This window comes from Streptomyces echinoruber, assembly GCF_014651135.1.
In the GTDB taxonomy this organism is placed as follows: domain Bacteria; phylum Actinomycetota; class Actinomycetes; order Streptomycetales; family Streptomycetaceae; genus Streptomyces; species Streptomyces echinoruber.
On the sequence record NZ_BMWH01000008.1, the window covers coordinates 1 to 17,443 of the forward strand.

Genomic DNA, 17,443 nt, shown 5'->3' on the forward strand with positions numbered 1-17,443 from the left:
CGCGCCGGGCGCGGGCGGGCGGCGGCGCGCCGGGCGCGGGCGGGCGGCGGCGCGCCGTGGGCGCCGTACGGCCGGGCCGGCCGCGTGTCGCGGCGGTCGGCCCGGAGGGATCGGCGCCGGCGGGGCTAGCGTCGGTCGGGATGGTCGGCCGGGAGCGGTGGGAGGACAGGGTGGCGGAGCGAGGGGAGCGGGCGGTGCCGGACTCCGTCCTGACGCGGATCGGGCAGGTGGTGATGCTGCATCACGCGGGGGACCGCGAGGAGGCCCGCGGCCGTCTGCTCGACCTGTGGGCGGAGATCGGCGAGGACGGCGACCCGCTGCACCGCTGCACCCTGGCCCACTACCTGGCCGACACCCAGGACGATCCGGCGGACGAACTCGCCTGGGACCTCAGAGCGTTGTCGGCGGCGCAGGAACTCGCCGCCGCCGTCGGCGAGGCGGGCTTCTGCGAGGCGGGCTTCTGCGAGGGGGCTTCCGGCGAGGCGGGACCCGGTGAGGCGGGACCTGGTGAGGCGGCTTCCGGTGAGGCGGGACCTGGTGAGGCGGCTTCCGGTGAGGCGGGACCTGGTGAGGCGGCTTCCGGTGAGGCGGAGGCCGGGTCCGCGCGTGCCCTGCAGGTCCGCGCCCTCTACCCCTCCCTGCACCTCAACCTCGCCGCCGACTACGTGAAGCTGGGGCGCCGCGAGGCCGCCCGCCTCCACCTGCGGCGGGCCCGCGGCGCCGCCGGCGCCCTCGCCGACGACGGCTACGGCGAGGGCGTGCGCGCGGCGATCCACCGCCTGGCCCTCCGCCTCGGCGAGGAGGACGTCACCGGGGACGACGGGCCGTGGGGACCGCCCCGGCAGGAGCCCTGAGGACGGCCGTCGGACGTGCATGCGCACGCGCATATGCGCATACGCGCATATGCGGCCGCGCCGGCCGCCCGGGTGCGGGGCGGCCGGCGCGGCCCGTGCGGGGAGCCGGCGTCAGCAGTAGAGGTTGCCGCCGGGGTCGACGCCGAGGATGGCGGCGAACCGCTGGTAGGTGCTCACCCGGCTCTGCACCTGCGCCGGGTTCCTGCCGTCGCACTCCAGGGAGCCGTTGATGGAGCGGATGGTCTGGCCGAAGCCGGCCTGGTTCACCATGGCGTTGTGCGGGGTCATCGTGCCGGGGCCGGACTGGGTGTTCCAGTACCACAGGCCGGTGCGCCAGGCCACCGCCGCGTCGTTCTGCACCAGCCAGGGGTTGTTCAGCAGGTCGATGCCGAGGGCGTCGCCGGCGGCCTTGTAGTTGAAGTTCCAGCTGAGCTGGATGGGGCCGCGCCCGTAGTAGGCCGCCTGGCCCGCCGGGCAGCCGTAGGGCTGGCTCCAGTCGCAGTACGTCGGGTAGTTGGCGGTGTTCTGCTCCACGACGTACACCAGGCCGCCGGTCTCGTGGCTGACGTTGGCGAGGAAGGCGGCGGCCTCCTGCTTGCGCACGGTGTCGCTGCCGGTGTTCGCGAAGCCCGGGTAGGAGCTGAGGGCCTGGACGAGGCCGCTGTAGGTGTAGAAGCCGTTCCGGTTCGGGAACATCTGGTTGAACTGCGCCTCGCTGACCACGAAGCCGGAGGCCGCGACCCGTCCGGCGGCGGCCTGGGCGGGGGTGGGAGCGGGGGCGGTGGTCAGCACGGCGGCGAAGAGGGCGACGAGCACGGCACCCACCGCACGGCGGCGGGGCGAGGGGCGTCGGGTCAAGAGCCGTCTGATGCGCGAGGACATCGCGGACGTCACTCCTTGGTCGTGTCGTTGAGTGGGGGGTGGTGTGCCCGGGCGCCCGCGGGCGGGCCCGGATGGGGCGCATGTGGGCATGCGCATGCCAAGCAGGAGGCCGACGGCCCCGAAACCGGGGGAGTCGGGTGTCGGCCGCGCTAGGTCTAGACCATGGCAGGCGGCTTCCGGAACAGTCAACTCCGGTGGCGCGAAAGCCGCTTCGTGGCCAGGACCGTACGCCCGGATCCGGCCGCGCCGCACGGCGCCCGCTCAGCGGTCCGTGTGGCGGTCGGCGCCTTGCCGAGCGAGGTGGCGTGCCAGGGGTTGCGGATGCCCTCGGCGCTGCGCAACTGCAGGTGCTGGGTGCCCTGCACGGTCGGCACCAGCGGCACGTCGGTGCCGTGCGGGACGCGGCGACGGCGGGCAGGCCGCCGCGTTCCGCCCCCCGTGCCGAGCGGCTCGTCGTGGAGCAGGTCCGCCGGTTCGCGAGCGGACGGACGCCGCTCCACCCCGTGGCGCGGGACCGGCCTCCGCGCGGCCGCCGGCCCGGGCGTCCCGAGCCGCCGCCGTCCCCTCCCGGTCCCTCAACGCCCGTACACCTGCTCGCAGATGACCGCCTCCGGGCTGCCGGGGCGCCAGCCGCCGTAGCGCTTGCCGAGGCCGCACACGCCGGCGTCGCCGGGGAGGTTCCCGGGGGCCGGCGGGCGTGGGCCCGGGGTGCGGCCGTGGGGCCGGTCGTGGGGCCGGCCGTGGTGGGGCGGCCGCGGACGGGCGTGCGGATGCGGTCGCCGGTACGGCCGGGGGTGGGGGTGCGGGGGCGGCGGGGCGGTGCGGCGGGCCGCCGGAGGGCCGGCCGGCGGCGCGGGCCGGGGGGAGCCGACGCGTTCCAGGGCCTCGCGGGCCGGTGCCTGCGCCAGGCGCGGTCCGCCGGTGCCGTCCGGGCCGGTCCGGGAGGGTGACGACGGGGCGGGCGAGGGTGCCGGGGAGCCGGGCAGGGGCGGCCGTTGGACCGTCGTGCAGCCGGAGAGGCCACAGAGGGCCGCCGCGGCCACGGCGATCAGGAGCGCTGCGGCGGTCGTCGTTCGATGCACCCGCGTCACTCTGCCGCCTCCGCGGTGCCGGGGTGCGGCGGACGGCGGAAGAACGCCCCGCACGGGTGATCTCCGTGCCCGTACGGCGGGCCCGGGCCCGGCGGGGCCGACGGCGTCGGTCGCCGGTGACGTCAGTCGCCGGTGGCGCCGTCGAGGCGTTCGCGGATCAGGTCGGCGTGGCCGTTGTGCCGCGCGTACTCCTCGATCATGTGGGTGTAGATCCACCGCAGGGTGAACGGCTCGCCGGTGGACCGGCTCCTGCCCCGGGAGAGGTCGTCCAGGGCGAGGCCGGCCGCGTTGTGCCGGGCGTGCCCGATCTCGGTCTGCCAGGTGGTGTACGCGTCCTGCCAGGTGTCGGCCCCGGTGACGTGGAAGTCGCCGTCCGGGTCGGCGTCGCTGCTGTAGACGGGGCCGGGGTCGTCGCCGGTGAGCACCTTGCGGAACCAGTGGCGCTCCACCTCCGCCATGTGCCGCACCAGGCCCATGAGGGAGAGCGGGGACGGTTCGACGGCGGCGGTGCGCAACTGCTCGTCGGTGAGGCCCTCGCACTTCCAGGCCAGGGTCTGCCGGTGGTACTCCAGCCAGCCCTCCAGCATGGTGCGTTCGTCGGCGTTCAGGGCGGGTTCGCGGCGCTCGGTCGTCATCCCCGCATCCTTCCCCGGTCCGCCCCGCGGCCGCCAGGCGTTTTTCAGCGGCCCGTCCGCCCCGTCATCGCCTCCAGCAGTTCCCGCAGACTCGCCCGCACCTGCTCCGGGCTCGGCACCTCGGCGTGGAACGACCCGGCCACGCAGGCGAACATCAGCCCCTCCGCCCAGGCCACGAGCGACAGCACGTGCCGGGCGGGGTCGGTGGAGCCCAGCGCCGTGACCAGGGCGGTGAGCCGGTCGCGGAAGCGGGCGCCCGCGGTGTCGTAGTACGCCCGCAGCTCGGGCCGGCGCGTGGCCTCCAGGGCGAGTTCGTAGCGGGCGCGGGTCAGGTCGCGGTTGCGGGTGAGCGCGCGGTGCGTCGCCAGCGCCAGGGCGTCGGCGAGTCCTTCGAGGCCGTCGCGCGGGTCCGGCATCTCCTCCGGCGACAGGACTCTGGCCTCCCGGTCGGCGAGCCGCCGCACCGCCAGCTCCAGCAGGGCCTGGCGGGTGCGCGCCACGTTCGAGGTGGAGCCCTGCGGGAGTCCGGCCGCCTCGTCGACCGCCCGGTGCGTCAGGCCGCGCAGGCCCCGTTCGGCGAGCAGGGCGAGGGCGGTGTCGGCGACGAGGTCGGCGCGGGAGGTGCCGGTGGTGCGTGCGGCCATGGACAGCAACCTACCCCGGTCACTACATCCGTAGTACAGTCGGCGCATCGGAACACTACGGCTGTAGTGGGCGGTCGGCGGGCACCGGGAGGAGCCATGGCGCAGTCGTCGCGCGCCGTCGTCATCGGCGGCGGCATCGGAGGTCTGACCGCGGCCGCGGCCCTGCACCGGCGCGGCTGGCAGGTCACCGTGCTGGAGCGGGCCCGCTCCCTGGAACCGGTCGGCGCGGCCGTCTCGCTCGCCCCCAACGCCCTGCGCGCGCTGGACGTCATCGGCGCCGGCGACGAGATCCGCGGCCTGGCCGCCTGGCAGGGCGAGGGCGGGGTGCGCACCCCGCGCGGGCGGTGGCTGGCCCGCACCGACGCACGCGCCGCCGCCGAGCGGTTCGGCGGACCGCTCGTCCTGCTGCACCGGGCCACCCTGATCGCCGCCCTCGCCGCCCGCCTGCCGGACGGCGCCGTGCGCACCGGCGCCCCGGCCGCCCTGGCCGACCCCGGCGGCGCCGGCCGGCCCGCCCGCGTCACCACACCGGCCGGCGAACTGACGGCGGACCTGGTGGTGGCGGCCGACGGCGTCCGCTCCGCCGTCCGCCGAACCCTGTTCCCGGACCACCCCGGCACCGTGTACTCCGGCTTCACCACCTGGCGGCTCGTCCTGCCCGCGCCCGGCGCCGGCTTCGCGCCGCACGAGACGTGGGGGAGGGGCCGCCTGTGGGGCACGCAGCCGCTGAAGGACGGCCGCCTCTACGCCTACGCCGCCGCCGTCACCCCGGCCGGCGGGCGCGCCCCCGACGACGAACGGGCCGAACTGGTGCGGCTGTTCGGCTCCTGGCACACCCCGATCCCGGACATCCTGGCCGCCGCCCGCCCCGAGGACGTGCTGCGGCACGACGTGCACCACATCGCCGTACCGCTGCCCGCCTTCCACCGCGGCCGCACCGCCCTGCTCGGCGACGCGGCGCACGCCATGCCGCCCACGCTCGGCCAGGGCGGCAACCAGGCCGTCGAGGACGCGGTGGTGCTCGCCCACCACGCCGCCCCGCACGCCCCGGACCTGCCCGCCTACACCGCCGCCCGGCTGCCCCGCACCACCGGCATCACCCGGCAGGCGGTACGGATCGCGCGCCTGAACCTCCTGCGCGACCCGGTCGGCGTCACCGTGCGCGACGCCGCCCTCGCCGCCCTCTCCAGGGCCGCGCCCGGACTGCTGCTGCGCGGCTTCGACGGGATCGCCGACTGGCGGCCGCCGGTCCGGGCCGCCGCACAGGGGTGCGGCCGGGTGTGAGCGACGCCGTATGCTGCCGGGCACGGGCAGGATCGTCGGGCAGGAGCGTGGGGAGGCACAGGTCGTGAAGGTCGGCTGCATCGGACTCGGCGACATCGCGCAGAAGGCGTACCTGCCGGTGCTCGGCACGCTGCCGGACGTGGAACTGCACCTGCACACCCGCACCCCCGCCACCCTCGCCCGCGTCGGCGACGCCCTGCACCTGCCCGCCGGGCAGCGGCACACCGGCCTCGACGGCCTGCTCGCCCAGGGCCTGGACGCCGCGTTCGTGCACGCCCCCACCCCCGCCCACCCGGAGGTCGTCACCCGGCTGCTCCAGGCGGGCGTGCCGGTGTACGTCGACAAGCCGCTGGCGTACCACCTCGCCGACTCCGAGCGGCTGGTGGCGCTCGCCGAGGAGCGCGGGGTGTCGCTCGCGGTCGGCTTCAACCGGCGTCACGCCCCCGGCTACGCGCAGTGCGCCGAGCACCCGCGCGAGCTGATCCTGATGCAGAAGAACCGCATAGGGCTGCCCGAGGACCCGCGGACGATGATCCTCGACGACTTCGTCCACGTCGTGGACACGCTGCGCTTCCTGGTGCCCGGCCAGGTCGACGACGTGACCGTGCACGCGCGCGTGCGGGACGGGCTGCTGCACCACGTGGTGCTGCAGCTCGCCGGGGACGGCTTCACCGCGATCGGCGTGATGAACCGGCTCAGCGGCTCCGCCGAGGAGGTCCTCGAGGTGTCCGGGCAGGACAGCAAACGGCAGGTCGTCAACCTCGCCGAGGTGATCGACCACAAGGGCCAGCCGACCGTGCGGCGGCGCGGCGACTGGGTGCCGGTGGCCCGACAGCGCGGCATCGAGCAGGCGGTGCTGGCCTTCCTCGACGCCGTGCGCGCGGGCAAGCTGCTCAGCGCCCGGGACGCACTGGCGACCCATGAGCTGTGCGAGCGGGTGGTACGCGAGGTGCTGCGGCACTCCGGCCCGGCCGCCTGAGCACCCGCAGCGCCTCGACCGCGCAGGTCAGGCCCAGCACCAGCAGCGCCGCGTGCACCGCCCAGTCGCCGAGGCGGACGTAGAGCGTGCTGCCGTGCGCGAGCGGCACGTCGAAGACCCGCGCTGTGTGGGCGTCCGTGCCGATCCAGGAGCCGACGCGCTCACCGTCCGGCCCGTACACCGCGGAGACGCCGGTCAGCGTCGCGTGCACCATGGGTCGGCCGGTCTCGGCGGCGCGCAGCGCGGCCAGCGAGGCGTGCTGCGCGGGCGCCCAGCTGTGCTGGAACGTCGAGGTCGACGACTGCGCCAGCAGCACCTGGGCGCCGTCCCGCGCCAGGTGGCGGCTCATGTCGGGGAACGCGGACTCGAAGCACACCATCGGGCCGATGCGCAGACCGCGGCCGGCGTCCATCACGACCTGGTGCGTGCCGCGCCGCCGGTCCTCGCCCGCCGCCTTGCCGACGGCGGTCGCCCAGCCGAGCAGGGAGCGGGCCGGTATGTACTCGCCGAACGGCACGAGCCGCATCTTGTCGTAGCGGTCGCCGGTCGGGCCGTCGGGGCCGATCAGCACCGAGCTCTTGTAGATGCCGGGCCGGTCCGAGCGGCGGGCGTCCACGTTCACCAGCAGGTCGGCGCCGACCGCGCGGGACAGCGCCGCGAGCCGCCGGGCCAGGTCGGGCCGGTCGCCCAGGTCGTGGCCGACGCTGCTCTCGCCCCACACCACCAGGTCCGGGTGCCGGCCGGCGAGCCGGCGGGTGAGCCGCTCCTGAAGGGCGAAGCGGTGCTCGGCGCTGTCCGCGCCGGCCACGACGCCGGGCTGCACGACGGCGATGCGCACCTGCCCGGCGGGCGCGGGACGCGGCGCCCAGGTCCAGGCGGCCGAGGCCGCGGCGGCGGTGGCCGCGAGCCCGGCCACGGCCGGCAGCCGCGCGGAGCGGACGGCGACGAGCACCGCGACCGCGACGTTCACGGCCACCAGCAGGAAGCTCACCAGCCACACCCCGCCCACCGAGGCCAGCCGCAGCGCCGGCGCCACCTGCCACTGGGTGGCGCCCAGCATGCCCCACGGCCCGCCCAGGCCCTGCCAGGAGCGGACCAGCTCCACCGCCAGCCAGCCCGAGGGCAGCACCACGAGGGCGGCCGCGCACCGGCCCGGTGAGGGCGAGCCGCCCAGGAAGCGGCGCACCAGCCAGCCCCACGGCGCCCACAGCACGCCCAGCAGGGCCGCGAGGACGACGGTGAACACGTTCAGACTCGGCAGCAGCCAGTGGTGCACCGCCAGCATGAAGCCCAGGCCGCCGCACCAGCCGTCGCAGGCCGCCCGCCGCCCGGTGGGAGCCGTACGGGCGAGCAGGATCCACGGCACGAGCACGACGGGGGCCAGCCACCACAGCGACGGCGCGGGGAACGCGAGCGTCGGCAGCGCGCCCGCCGCCGCGGCGACGGCCGAGCGCCGCCACGGGGAGGCGAGCAGCCGGCCGGTGGTCCCGGTGATCCCGGTGGTCCTCATACGACGCCTCCCTGCCCCGTACTGCCTCCAGTGTGCGGGTCTGCGTGCGATCTCGAACAGAGGGCCTGGGTTTCACCGATCACGGTGGGTCAGTGCCCGGTGGGGCGCGAGATATCCCGGTGGGGCGCGAGATATTCGCTGGTCCCCCGTGGCGGCCGCGTTCCACCCTGGGCGGCATGAGCGAACAGTGCGTGGAGGAGCAGTCCGCGAACGAACAGTTGGCGGATGAACAGTTGGCGTATGAACGGAACAAACGGAATAAAGAGAGCGAACGGAACGAGCAGAGCGAACGGCCGGACGTGCGGGAGCCCACGTACCGGGTGCGCGCCCGCCACACTCCGGACACCCTCACCGTCTACCAGGCCTATCGCCCCGCGATCGGCGGCCCGGCGGCGCGCACCGGGCGCTTCCCGGCGTCCTGGAAGCGGGACCGCATGACGTGGATCAAGCCGTCGTTCCTGTGGATGATGTACCGCTGCGGATGGGCCCTGAAGGAGGACCAGCAGACGGTGCTCGCCGTCGAGATCTCCCGCGAGGGCTTCCTGTGGGCGCTGCGGCACGCCTGCCTGTCGCACCACGTGCCCGCCCTGCACGGCGACGCCGCCGCCTGGAAGCGGCAGTTGCGGCAGGCACCGGCGCGGGTGCAGTGGGACCCGGAGCGGAACCTGCACCTCGATCCGCTGCCGCACCGCTCGCTGCAGCTCGGTCTGGGCGGGGAGGCGGTGGAGCGGTACGCGGACGAGTGGATCCGCGGCATCGAGGACGTGACGCCGCTGGCGCGGGAGATCCACGCCCGGGTGCGGGCCGGTGAACTCGAGCGGGCGGCACGGCTGTTGCCGAGGGAGCGGCCGTATCCGCTCGACGACGCGGTGCTCGCGCACCTGCGGCCGTGACGCGTCTGCCGGGCCGCCCGCACCCGCTGCGGCCGTGACGTGCCTGCCGGGCTGCCCGCACCCGCTGCGGCCGTGACGCCTGCCTCAGGCCGCCTCGACGACCTCGCCCCGCACCGCGGCGGCCCACTCGACGACCAGCAGTTCGTACTCCGCCCGTTCCTCGGGCGACAGGGATCCGCCCGCGCGCAGCCACAGCGCACGGATCTGCTCGTTCACCTCGGCGGCAGAGCGCACGGAACCACGGGCTTCGGACTCTGGGGACATGGCCACAAGCCTAGGGGCAAGCACTGACACTGCGCTACCGGACGGCTACGCACTCCGTGGCCGGCGGCTCGTCTCCCGTGCCCCGCCGGGCGGTTCAGTCCGCCGACTCCGCCGCGTGCGGGCTGAGGACGTCCGCCGAGACCAGGCCGATGATCGCCAGGCCGAGCGCGAGGCGGTACCAGACGAACGGCATGAAGCTCTTGGTCGAGATGAACTTCATGAACCAGGCGATCACCGCGTACCCGGAGGCGAACGCGATCACCGTCGCGAACAGCGTCGGCCCCCAGGCCACGTGGTCGCTTCCCATGGCGTCCTTCAGCTCGAACACACCGGAGGCCAGCACCGCGGGCACGGCGAGCAGGAAGGAGTAGCGGGCCGCGGCCTCCCGCTTGTAGCCCATGAACAGGCCGCCGCTGATGGTGGCGCCGGAGCGGGAGACACCCGGGACGAGGGCCATGGCCTGGCAGCAGCCGTAGATCAGGCCGTCCCTGACGCCCAGGTCGGCGAGGGTCTTGCGCTGCTTGGGCAGCCGGTGCCGGCCGCCGGTCTCGTCGCGCGCCGCCAGCCGGTCGGCGACGCCGATGACGAGCCCCACGACGATCAGCATGGTGGCGGTGACCCGCAGGTCGCGGAACGGCCCCTCGATCTGGTCCTTCAGCGTCACGCCCAGCACCCCGATGGGGAGGGAGCCGACGATGACCAGCCAGCCCGTCTGCGCGTCGTGGTCCTTGCGCATCGCCCGGTCGAACAGCGAGCGGAACCAGGCGGAGACGATGGCGCCGATGTCCTTGCGGAAGTAGATCAGCACGGCGGTCTCCGTGCCGATCTGGGTGATGGCCGTGAAGGCCGCACCCGGGTCCTGCCAGCCGGAGAAGGCTGCCGTCAGCCGCAGGTGCGCGCTGGAGGAGACGGGCAGGAACTCGGTCAGCCCCTGGACGAGCCCGAGGACGAGGGATTCAAACCAAGACATGGAGTACGGAGTCCAAGTGCCGATCGGGTCGGGGGCGGCGGACGCACCGGGCCCGCCGCACGATGATCAGATGTGCGCAGGGGCAGCGTAGCGGCCCCGGACGGCGGCTCTTTCACAGGGGTTTCACCGACCGGCGCCCGACGGCGGAGTGCACGGCGCCGGGGGCGCCCGACGGCGGGGTGCGTGACGGCGAAGTGTGCGACGCCGTGCGCGCGGAACCGTGCGCAGCGCCGGGCGCACGGTGTCCCGCTGCGTCCCGCTACGCCGCCTCCGGTCCCGCCACCGTCCAGCCGGGGGCCTGCGGGCGGGCCGTCAGGTCCTCGTGGCGCACCGGCTCGCCGCAGCAGCCGCAGGTGACGACCGGGACCAGGGCCCGGCCGCAGGAGTGCTCCAGCACCATGGGCCGCTCGCCGTCGGCCCGCAGGTGCCGGTCGCCCCACGCCATCAGGGTCAGCAGGACCGGCTCCAGCTCCAGGCCCGCGCGGGTGGGCCGGTACTCGAAGCGCTGCGGGCGCTCGCTGTAGGGCCGCCGGGTGAGGACGCCGGCGTCCACCAGGCGCCGCAGCCGGGCGGCCAGCACGTCGCGCGGGGCGCCGATGTTGCGCACCAGCTGGTCGAAACGGCCGTTGCCCAGGCACACCTCCCGCAGCACCAGCAGCGAGTACTTCTCGCCGACCAGGGCGAGGGTGTCGGCGATCGAGCAGGGGCGCGGGTCCTTCGTGGCGGCCATGGGCCCAGTCTACGAGTGGGTTTGTTTTTCCAACTCTCCAGGTTATGGTGGATCCAGATTTCCTACTCACTGGTAATCACCCCATTACCGGCAACCGCCCGGCGGAGCGGCCGGCGCTGCGGCGGCCGGGTCATCGTTTCGGCGGCCAAGGAGGCCCGCGCATGCGTGACGCAGTCATCGTCGAAGCAGTCCGCACCCCCATCGGCAAGGGCAAGCCGCACGGCTCCCTCGCCCACGTCCACCCCGTCGAACTCCTCGCCCACACCCTGCGCGCCCTCGTGGAGCGCTCCGGCGTCGACCCGGCGCTGCTCGACGACGTCATCGGCGGCACCGTCGACCAGGTCGGCGAGCAGGCCATGAACACCACCCGCTACGCCGTGCTGTCGGCCGGCTTCCCGGAGTCGGTCCCCGCCACCACCGTCGACCGCCAGTGCGGCTCCTCGCAGCAGGCCGTGCACTTCGCCGCCCAGGGCGTCCTCTCCGGCGCCTACGACCTGGTCGTGGCCTGCGGGGTGGAGTCGATGAGCCGCGTGCCGATGTGGTCCAACGTGCCGCCCGGCGCGGACCCGTTCGGCCCCGGCGTCGCCGCGCGCTACCCGGACGGCCTGGTGCCGCAGGGCATCAGCGCGGAACTCGTCGCCGCCAAGTGGTCCCTGAGCCGGGCCGAGATGGACGCCTTCGCCGTCTCCTCGCACCGCAAGGCCGCCGCGGCCTGGGAACGGGGCCTGTTCGACGCCGAAGTCGCCCCGCTGGACGGCGTCTCCCGCGACGAGTGCGTGCGCCCGGGCACCACCCCGGAGATCCTCGCCGGCCTCAAACCCGCCTACTACGACCCCGCGTTCGCCGAGCGCTTCCCGCAGATCGAGTGGAACGTCACCGCCGGCAACGCCAGCCCGGTCAACGACGGCGCCTCGGCGGTGCTGATCGCCTCCGGCGAGACGGCGGCCCGCCTCGGCCTGCGCCCGCCGGCCCGGCTGCACAGCTTCGCCGTCACCGGCTCCGACCCCCTCCTGATGCTCACCGGCGTGATCCCGGCCACGGAGAAGGTGCTGCGCCGGGCCGGCCTCGACCTGGACGACATCGGCCTGTTCGAGGTCAACGAGGCCTTCGCCAGTGTCGTTCTGGCCTGGCAGCAGGAGACTGGCGCCGACCCGGACCGGATCAACGTGCACGGCGGTGCCCTCGCGCTCGGCCACCCGCTCGGCGCGAGCGGCACCCGGCTGACCACGACGCTGGTCCACGCGATGCGCGAACGCGGCGCCCGCTACGGGCTGCAGACGATGTGCGAGGCGGGCGGTCTGGCCAACGCCATGATCCTGGAAGCCGTCTGACGGGGCGTCGGCCCCGGGGCCGTCCGGCGATACGGCGGTCCGGCGATACGGCGGTCCGGCGATACGGCGGTCAGCGCGGGCGCAGGTGGTGGCGTTTGCGCCACGCCACCACCGCACCCCCCAGTGCCGGTACGGCGATGCAGGCCATCGCCGCCAGGAAGGCGGGCGACGTCGGCGCGGACGCGCGGGCGCCGGCGACGGCGTACGCGGCGGTGTTGGGCAGCGAGCCGAGCCCGGTCGCCAGCAGGAAGGGCAGCCAGCCCATGCGGGAGACGGCGGCGCAGTAGTTCGCGGCCCAGAACGGCACACCGGGGAAGAGCCGCGCCACCATCATCGAGCGGAACCCGTGCCGGCTGAGCTGCCCGTCCGCCGCCTTCAGCCAGCGGCCCCGCAGCAGCGGCCGCAGCGCGTCCTGCCCGAGCACCCGGCCCAGGCCGAAGGCGATCCCGGCGCCGAGCACCGTGCCGGCCAGCGCCGTGGCCAGGCCCAGTTGCGAGCCGAACAGCGCGCCCGCCGCCAGGTTGAGCAGCGGCCGCGGCACGAACGCCACCGTGCACAGCCCGTACGCCACCGTGAACACCAGCGCCGCCGCGGCGCCCCCGGCCTGCGGCGGCCAGCCGTGCGCCAGCAGTCTCTGCGGCTGGAACAGCAGCACGGCCGACCCGGCCGAGGCGAGCAGGAGGAGCAGCAGGGACAGCCGCGACCAGGGCGACAGCAGGGCTCTCACACAGCGCGCGGCCGGGCCCTCCGCGGCGGTGGGCGGCAGGGGACGGACGGGCGCGGCGGCGGGTACCGCGGCATCAAGGACATCGCATGCATGACGCGCATCACGCACATCGCGCACATCGAGCACATCACGGACACCGTGAACACCGTGAACACCGAGGACGTCGAGCTCCGTGGTCGCGGCCCGGGGAGAGGCCGCGGCGGTGCCCCCAGAGCGGTTGGTGGCATCGAGCATCCAGCGACGGTAACCGACGGACGTGTGTGATCGCCGTATGGTCCGTCTCATCGACGTGACGGGTGGGCGAACTCACGAAGGCCCGCCGGACGCGGAAGCCGCCCGTTCCCGGGCGGGCGTCCGGTCCGCCGGCGGCGCGGCGGGCCTTCCGCCCGGGACGGCACAATGAACCCGTGACCGAGCCGATCCCCGTGACGCGCGCCGTCGACCACGGGATTGCGAAACTGCTGCCCGACATCGACCGTGAGCGGGCGTGGTTGCTGACCGTCGACGGGGCGCCGCAGTCGTACGTCGACCTGGACGCGCCCACCCACCTGGAGTTCGAGTACGCCCGGCGGCTCGGGCACGTCCTGGACACCCTCGCCGAGCCCGGCCGCCCGCTGGACGTGCTGCACCTCGGCGGCGGCGCGCTCACCCTGCCCCGGTACGTGGCGGCGACCCGGCCCGGCTCCCGGCAGGACGTCGTGGAGGCCGACCGCGGCCTGCTGGAGCTGGTCACCACCCACCTGCCGCTGCCGGACGGCGCCGGCATCGCCCTGCACACCGCGGACGCCCGCGCCTTCGTGGAGGCGGCCCCCGACGCCGGCGCGGACGTGCTGATCGCCGACGTCTTCGGCGGCTCCCGGGTGCCGGCCCACCTGACGACCCTCGCCTACGCCCGCGAGGCCGCGCGCGTGCTGCGTCCCACCGGCGTCTACCTCGCCAACCTCGCCGACTCCGCGCCGTTCGCCTTCCTGCGTTCCCAACTCGCCACGTTCGCCGCCGTGTTCGAGGAGCTGGCGCTGATCGCCGAGCCCGCGGTGCTGCGCGGCCGGCGGTTCGGCAACGCTGTCCTGGCCGCCGCGCACCGCCCGCTGGACACCGCCGCCGTGGCCCGCCGCACCGCCTCCGACGCCTTCCCCGCCCGCCTCGCCCACGGCGCCGCGCTGCGCGACTTCATCGGCGCGGCCGCACCGGTGCGCGACGAGGACGCCGTACCGTCACCCGTGCCCCCCGACGGCGCGTTCGGCATCGGCTGACCCGGCGGGCCGTGGGGGATCGGCCGACCCGGCGGGCCGTGGGGGACCGGCCGGAGTGCCGGCCACCGGCCGGTCGCGACGGGCGAGTTCGCGGACCTCCCGCACCCCCAGGACAGCGGCCGTGACCAGCACCACCAGCGCCGAGCAGCCCCACAGCGCCGCCGTGCGCCCGAAGGCCCGCTCCGCCGGGCCGGCCAGGGCGGTGGCCACCGGGACGAAGGCGACGGAGCCGAACCAGTCGTAGGCGGAGACGCGCGAGAGCCTGTCCTCGGGGATCTCCTGGTGCAGCGCGGTCATCCAGGACACCCCGAACACCTCCACCGTCACCCCGGCCACGAGCATCACCGCGCACAGCGCGCCCGGCGGCACCGGCACCGCCAGGGCCGCGGAGGGCAGGGCGAGCGGGAACACGCACAGGGTGCCGGCGAGCAGCAGGCGGCGCGGGCGCCAGCGGGTCATGAGCAGGGCGCCGGCGACGGTCCCCGCGCCGAACGCGGCCAGCGCCAGCCCCCAGGGCGCCGGGCCGCCGAGGCGGTCGCGGGCGACCAGCGGGCCGTAGACGGCCTCGGCGGCGCCCACGACGGCGTTGGCGACGGAGAACTGCAGGACGATCGCCCACAGCCAGGGCCGGCCCGTGACCTCGTGCCAGCCCTCGCGCAGGTCGGCCAGGAGGCCGCCGCCCGGGGCGCGCGGCGGGACGTGCCGGACGTCGAGGAAGGAGCGCAGCGCGGCGGCGACGGCGAAGGCCGCCGCGTCCAGGGCGAGCACCCAGCCCGGGCCCAGCGCGGCGACCAGCGCCCCGCCGAGGGCGGCGCCGCCGAGCGAGGCGCCCTGGACCGCCATCCGGAACACCGCGAACGCGCGGCCGGCGTGCTCCCCGCTCACCGAGGCCATCAGCATGCCCTCGGCGGCCGGGTTGAAGAACGCCTGGCCGGTGGCGCCGAGCGCGGTCAGCAGGACCATCTGCCACAGGCGCGGCGTGCCCGCCAGGACGAGCGCGGCGAAGGCGCCCTGCGAAAGGCAGTTGAGGGTGTTGGCGGCGACCATCACCCGGTGCCGGGGCAGCCGGTCGGCGACGGCGCCGCCGATCAGCAGGAACAGCACCAGCGGCAGCGTGCGGGCCGCCGCCACCAGGCCGACGTCCCCGCTGTCGCCGCCCGCGTCCAGCACGGCGAACGCGGAGGCGATCAGGGCGCCGTTGCCGCCCAGGTTGGTCACCACGGCCGCGGCCGTCAGCAGGGTGTACGTACGGCCGGCCCAGGCGGGCCGGCGGGGGCGTCGGAGGGGTGGGATACCGGTGCTCACCCGCCGACTATCGCCGCCCGGGACCCGGCCCGCCAAACCGTTTGTCCGCGAGCGGGCGCGCTCCGGCCCGAGCCGGGCGCGATCCGGCCGGGACCGGGCGGAATCGGGTGTGATCGGGTGGGCCCGCTCCGGGGCCGGGCGTGCCCGGGCCGGGGCCGGATCGCGCCCGGCCCCGGCGGGCGCCGGTCAGCCCTCCGTCGGATCGCCGTGCAGCCGGACCGTGCTGAGGATCTTCAGGATCGTCGCCTTGGGCACCTCGCCCTTGACGCCCTTGGCGCCGTAGAAGTTCCAGGAGACGAAGTCGCCCGCCGAGTTCTTGAACCCGAACGTGACGGCCTTGCCGTCGGAGGCGCACTTGCCCTTGCGCGGCGTGTTCGTCGACCAGGCCCAGGCGAGGCTGCCCTTGACGCCCGACTTGGTGGTGTAGGGCGTGGCCTTCTTGTCGAAGCCGATGCTCTTCTTGTCCGGCTGCGTGTAACCGCCGTAGACCCACCAGGGGACCGTGTTGACGGCGACCTCGTCGGTGTTCTTGGCGCCGCTGCCGCCCTTGGTGCCGGCCACGGCCAGCGGAGTGTCCTCCGTGGTGCCGTCCTTGTCGTCGTCGCTCGTGCACCACTTCGACTTGTACTCGGCCGGCGCCGACATGGCGATGAGCGGCTTGGCGTCCTGGGACTTGTCGTCCTCGAACCCGACGGTGAGACCCGGGGACTGGACCTCCCAGTCCGCCGGCACGTCGAAGGCCGTGCCCCACTTGGGGTTCACCACGACCTTCCAGCCCGGGACGGTCGGCTTCTCGGTCTCGGTGCCCCGCGGGTTGTCGTCCGAGCCGGAGGCGGACGCGGTCGGATCCGCGGACGCCGACGTCGACGCGCCGGCCTTGCCGCCGTGCGTGCCGTCCGCCTTGTCGTCCTTGTCCCCGCCGAGCACCAGGAACCCCGTGACGCCGGCGGTCACCACGACGGCCGCCGCCGCCACGATCGCCACCACCTTCGTGCGGTTTCCGCCACCTCCGCCCTGCGGCGGCTGCGGCCCGCCCATCGGCGCGGGAGCGCCCCACTGCGGCTGCTGCGCGTACGGGTTGGGCTGCTGGTAGCCGGGCTGCTGGTACGGATTCGGCTGCGGGTAACCCGGTTGCGGATAGCCCGGTTGCTGGTACCCCGGCTGCTGGTACGGGTTGGGCTGCGGGTTCTGCGGGTGCTGCGGGTTCTGTGGATCCCCCGGCGGCTGCTGTCCTGGCCACATGGGCAGCCACCCTAGTGCCGCCGGAGACACGATTCGGTCACCGGGCTTCGTCAGGGCCGTACCGAAGTGCCGTCGGGCCGCCCCTGTTCACCCTGCCTACTCGCGAGTAACATTCAGGCATGAGCGCAGACCAGATGTCGATCGGCGAGTTGCTCGCCGCCACCGTGCCGATGGTGCGGACGCTGAAGCTGGAGTACCTGGAGACGACTCCGGAGCGGGCCGTGCTGTCGCTGCCGGACCAGAGCGAGTACCGCAACCACGTCGGCGGGCCGCACGCCGGGGCGATGTTCACGCTCGGCGAGTCGGCCAGCGGGGCGATCGTGCTGGCCGCGTTCGGCGACCAGCTCGCGCGGGCCGTGCCGCTGCCAATCCACGCCCGGATCGCGTTCAAGAAGATCGCGCTCGGGCCGGTCACGGCCACCGCGACCCTCGGCCGCCCCGCCGCCGAGGTCGTCGCCGAACTCGACGCGGGCCGCCGGCCGGAGTTCCTCGTGAGCGTGCAACTCCAGCGCGAGGACGGGGCCGTGACGGGCGAGATGACCGTCGTGTGGACGCTCCGCCCCAACAGCCGCCCCGAGCCGGAGGAACAGGCCGGCTGACGCCCGGCCGGCTCCCCGCCGGCCGCCTCCCCCGAGCCGCCCGCCGCCCCGGTGACACGGTCCTCCGGGCCCTGAGCCGCCGGAGCACCGCGGACGCACGACCGTCACCCGCCGCCCGGCCGGGCCGGTGCCGTGCTGTCGCCGAGGGCGGCCTCACCGGGGAAAGCGGGGGAAACGCGGGGGAAATACGGTGCGTACCGCCGTGTGTTGCGCCTACCGGTACGACGCGCGGGACGCCGCGGTGAGGCGG

General features: G+C 75.2%; 19 protein-coding genes and 1 pseudogene. 8 read left to right on the top strand and 12 right to left on the bottom strand.

Features of this window, described 5'->3' with window-relative positions:
• Positions 1 to 125 precede the first annotated feature (125 nt).
• Positions 126 to 644 (bottom strand): pentapeptide repeat-containing protein, encoded by a 519-nt coding sequence (locus tag IE225_RS33990; RefSeq protein WP_190057550.1) that lies wholly within the window; start codon positions 642 to 644, stop codon positions 126 to 128.
• Between IE225_RS33990 and IE225_RS33995 the strand changes: the two are divergent.
• Positions 573 to 854: pseudogene (locus IE225_RS33995) on the top strand (hypothetical protein); the annotation flags it as partial. The gene IE225_RS33990 and the pseudogene IE225_RS33995 overlap by 72 nt on opposite strands.
• A gap of 111 nt (positions 855 to 965) precedes the next feature.
• Here the strand turns inward: IE225_RS33995 and IE225_RS12635 are convergent.
• The 4 genes from IE225_RS12635 to IE225_RS12650 form a co-directional block, all read right to left on the bottom strand.
• Positions 966 to 1,736: a chitinase gene (locus tag IE225_RS12635; RefSeq protein ID WP_229879483.1), complete on the bottom strand. Its 771-nt coding sequence runs from the start codon at positions 1,734 to 1,736 to the stop codon at positions 966 to 968.
• Positions 1,737 to 1,921: 185 nt separating this feature from the next.
• On the bottom strand, positions 1,922 to 2,119 hold the full coding sequence (locus IE225_RS12640; RefSeq protein ID WP_190057552.1) for a hypothetical protein: 198 nt from the start codon (positions 2,117 to 2,119) through the stop codon (positions 1,922 to 1,924).
• Positions 2,120 to 2,949: 830 nt separating this feature from the next.
• Positions 2,950 to 3,462, bottom strand: a complete 513-nt coding sequence (locus tag IE225_RS12645; protein ID WP_190057553.1) for a DinB family protein — start codon at positions 3,460 to 3,462, stop codon at positions 2,950 to 2,952.
• Positions 3,463 to 3,506: 44 nt separating this feature from the next.
• Positions 3,507 to 4,106 (bottom strand): TetR/AcrR family transcriptional regulator, encoded by a 600-nt coding sequence (locus IE225_RS12650; protein ID WP_190057554.1) that lies wholly within the window; start codon positions 4,104 to 4,106, stop codon positions 3,507 to 3,509.
• Between the two features lie 96 nt (positions 4,107 to 4,202).
• On the opposite strand from IE225_RS12650, the gene IE225_RS12655 reads away from it, so the two are divergent.
• Both IE225_RS12655 and IE225_RS12660 read left to right on the top strand, forming a co-directional pair.
• Positions 4,203 to 5,390 carry an FAD-dependent monooxygenase gene (locus IE225_RS12655; RefSeq protein ID WP_190057555.1) on the top strand — a complete coding sequence of 396 codons (1,188 nt, stop codon included), beginning with the start codon at positions 4,203 to 4,205 and terminating at the stop codon, positions 5,388 to 5,390.
• 64 nt (positions 5,391 to 5,454) lie between these two features.
• Complete coding sequence (locus tag IE225_RS12660) at positions 5,455 to 6,369, top strand: Gfo/Idh/MocA family protein (protein ID WP_190057699.1); 915 nt, start codon at positions 5,455 to 5,457, stop codon at positions 6,367 to 6,369.
• Here the strand turns inward: IE225_RS12660 and lnt are convergent.
• Entirely contained in the window at positions 6,284 to 7,879 is a 1,596-nt protein-coding gene (gene lnt, locus IE225_RS12665) for an apolipoprotein N-acyltransferase (RefSeq protein ID WP_190057556.1), read from the bottom strand. The genes IE225_RS12660 and lnt overlap by 86 nt on opposite strands.
• Before the next feature lie 299 nt (positions 7,880 to 8,178).
• Here lnt and IE225_RS12670 point away from each other — a divergent pair, with 299 nt between their 5' ends.
• On the top strand, positions 8,179 to 8,772 hold the full coding sequence (locus IE225_RS12670) for a DUF4291 domain-containing protein (protein WP_229879500.1): 594 nt from the start codon (positions 8,179 to 8,181) through the stop codon (positions 8,770 to 8,772).
• 84 nt (positions 8,773 to 8,856) lie between these two features.
• Here IE225_RS12670 and IE225_RS12675 read toward each other — a convergent pair whose 3' ends face one another.
• The 3 genes from IE225_RS12675 to IE225_RS12685 all read right to left on the bottom strand — a co-directional run bounded on the left by IE225_RS12675 (position 8,857) and on the right by IE225_RS12685 (position 10,736).
• On the bottom strand, positions 8,857 to 9,036 hold the full coding sequence (locus IE225_RS12675; protein WP_190057558.1) for a hypothetical protein: 180 nt from the start codon (positions 9,034 to 9,036) through the stop codon (positions 8,857 to 8,859).
• A 94-nt stretch (positions 9,037 to 9,130) separates the two neighbouring features.
• Positions 9,131 to 10,006 (bottom strand): undecaprenyl-diphosphate phosphatase, encoded by an 876-nt coding sequence (locus IE225_RS12680; RefSeq protein WP_190057559.1) that lies wholly within the window; start codon positions 10,004 to 10,006, stop codon positions 9,131 to 9,133.
• Positions 10,007 to 10,265: 259 nt separating this feature from the next.
• Positions 10,266 to 10,736, bottom strand: coding sequence for a winged helix-turn-helix transcriptional regulator (locus IE225_RS12685; RefSeq protein WP_190057560.1), 471 nt, complete (start codon positions 10,734 to 10,736; stop codon positions 10,266 to 10,268).
• A 161-nt stretch (positions 10,737 to 10,897) separates the two neighbouring features.
• On the opposite strand from IE225_RS12685, the gene IE225_RS12690 reads away from it, so the two are divergent.
• Entirely contained in the window at positions 10,898 to 12,067 is a 1,170-nt protein-coding gene (locus IE225_RS12690; RefSeq protein WP_190057561.1) for a thiolase family protein, read from the top strand.
• A gap of 70 nt (positions 12,068 to 12,137) precedes the next feature.
• Here the strand turns inward: IE225_RS12690 and IE225_RS12695 are convergent, their stop codons facing one another.
• Positions 12,138 to 12,920 carry a TVP38/TMEM64 family protein gene (locus IE225_RS12695; RefSeq protein ID WP_229879506.1) on the bottom strand — a complete coding sequence of 261 codons (783 nt, stop codon included), beginning with the start codon at positions 12,918 to 12,920 and terminating at the stop codon, positions 12,138 to 12,140.
• On the opposite strand from IE225_RS12695, the gene IE225_RS33080 reads away from it, so the two are divergent.
• Entirely contained in the window at positions 12,885 to 13,058 is a 174-nt protein-coding gene (locus tag IE225_RS33080; RefSeq protein WP_229879511.1) for a hypothetical protein, read from the top strand. The two genes, IE225_RS12695 and IE225_RS33080, sit on opposite strands and share 36 nt — an antisense overlap.
• Positions 13,059 to 13,201: 143 nt before the next feature.
• Positions 13,202 to 14,047 (top strand): spermidine synthase, encoded by an 846-nt coding sequence (locus IE225_RS12700; RefSeq protein ID WP_190057563.1) that lies wholly within the window; start codon positions 13,202 to 13,204, stop codon positions 14,045 to 14,047.
• Here the strand turns inward: IE225_RS12700 and IE225_RS12705 are convergent.
• On the bottom strand, positions 14,009 to 15,352 hold the full coding sequence (locus IE225_RS12705; RefSeq protein WP_190057564.1) for an MFS transporter: 1,344 nt from the start codon (positions 15,350 to 15,352) through the stop codon (positions 14,009 to 14,011). The genes IE225_RS12700 and IE225_RS12705 overlap by 39 nt on opposite strands.
• Positions 15,353 to 15,538: 186 nt before the next feature.
• A complete protein-coding gene (locus tag IE225_RS12710) occupies positions 15,539 to 16,594 on the bottom strand; it encodes a DUF8017 domain-containing protein (protein WP_190057565.1) in 1,056 nt (351 codons plus the stop codon).
• A gap of 134 nt (positions 16,595 to 16,728) precedes the next feature.
• On the opposite strand from IE225_RS12710, the gene IE225_RS12715 reads away from it, so the two are divergent.
• Complete coding sequence (locus tag IE225_RS12715) at positions 16,729 to 17,193, top strand: DUF4442 domain-containing protein (protein WP_190057700.1); 465 nt, start codon at positions 16,729 to 16,731, stop codon at positions 17,191 to 17,193.
• Positions 17,194 to 17,443: the final 250 nt, after the last annotated feature.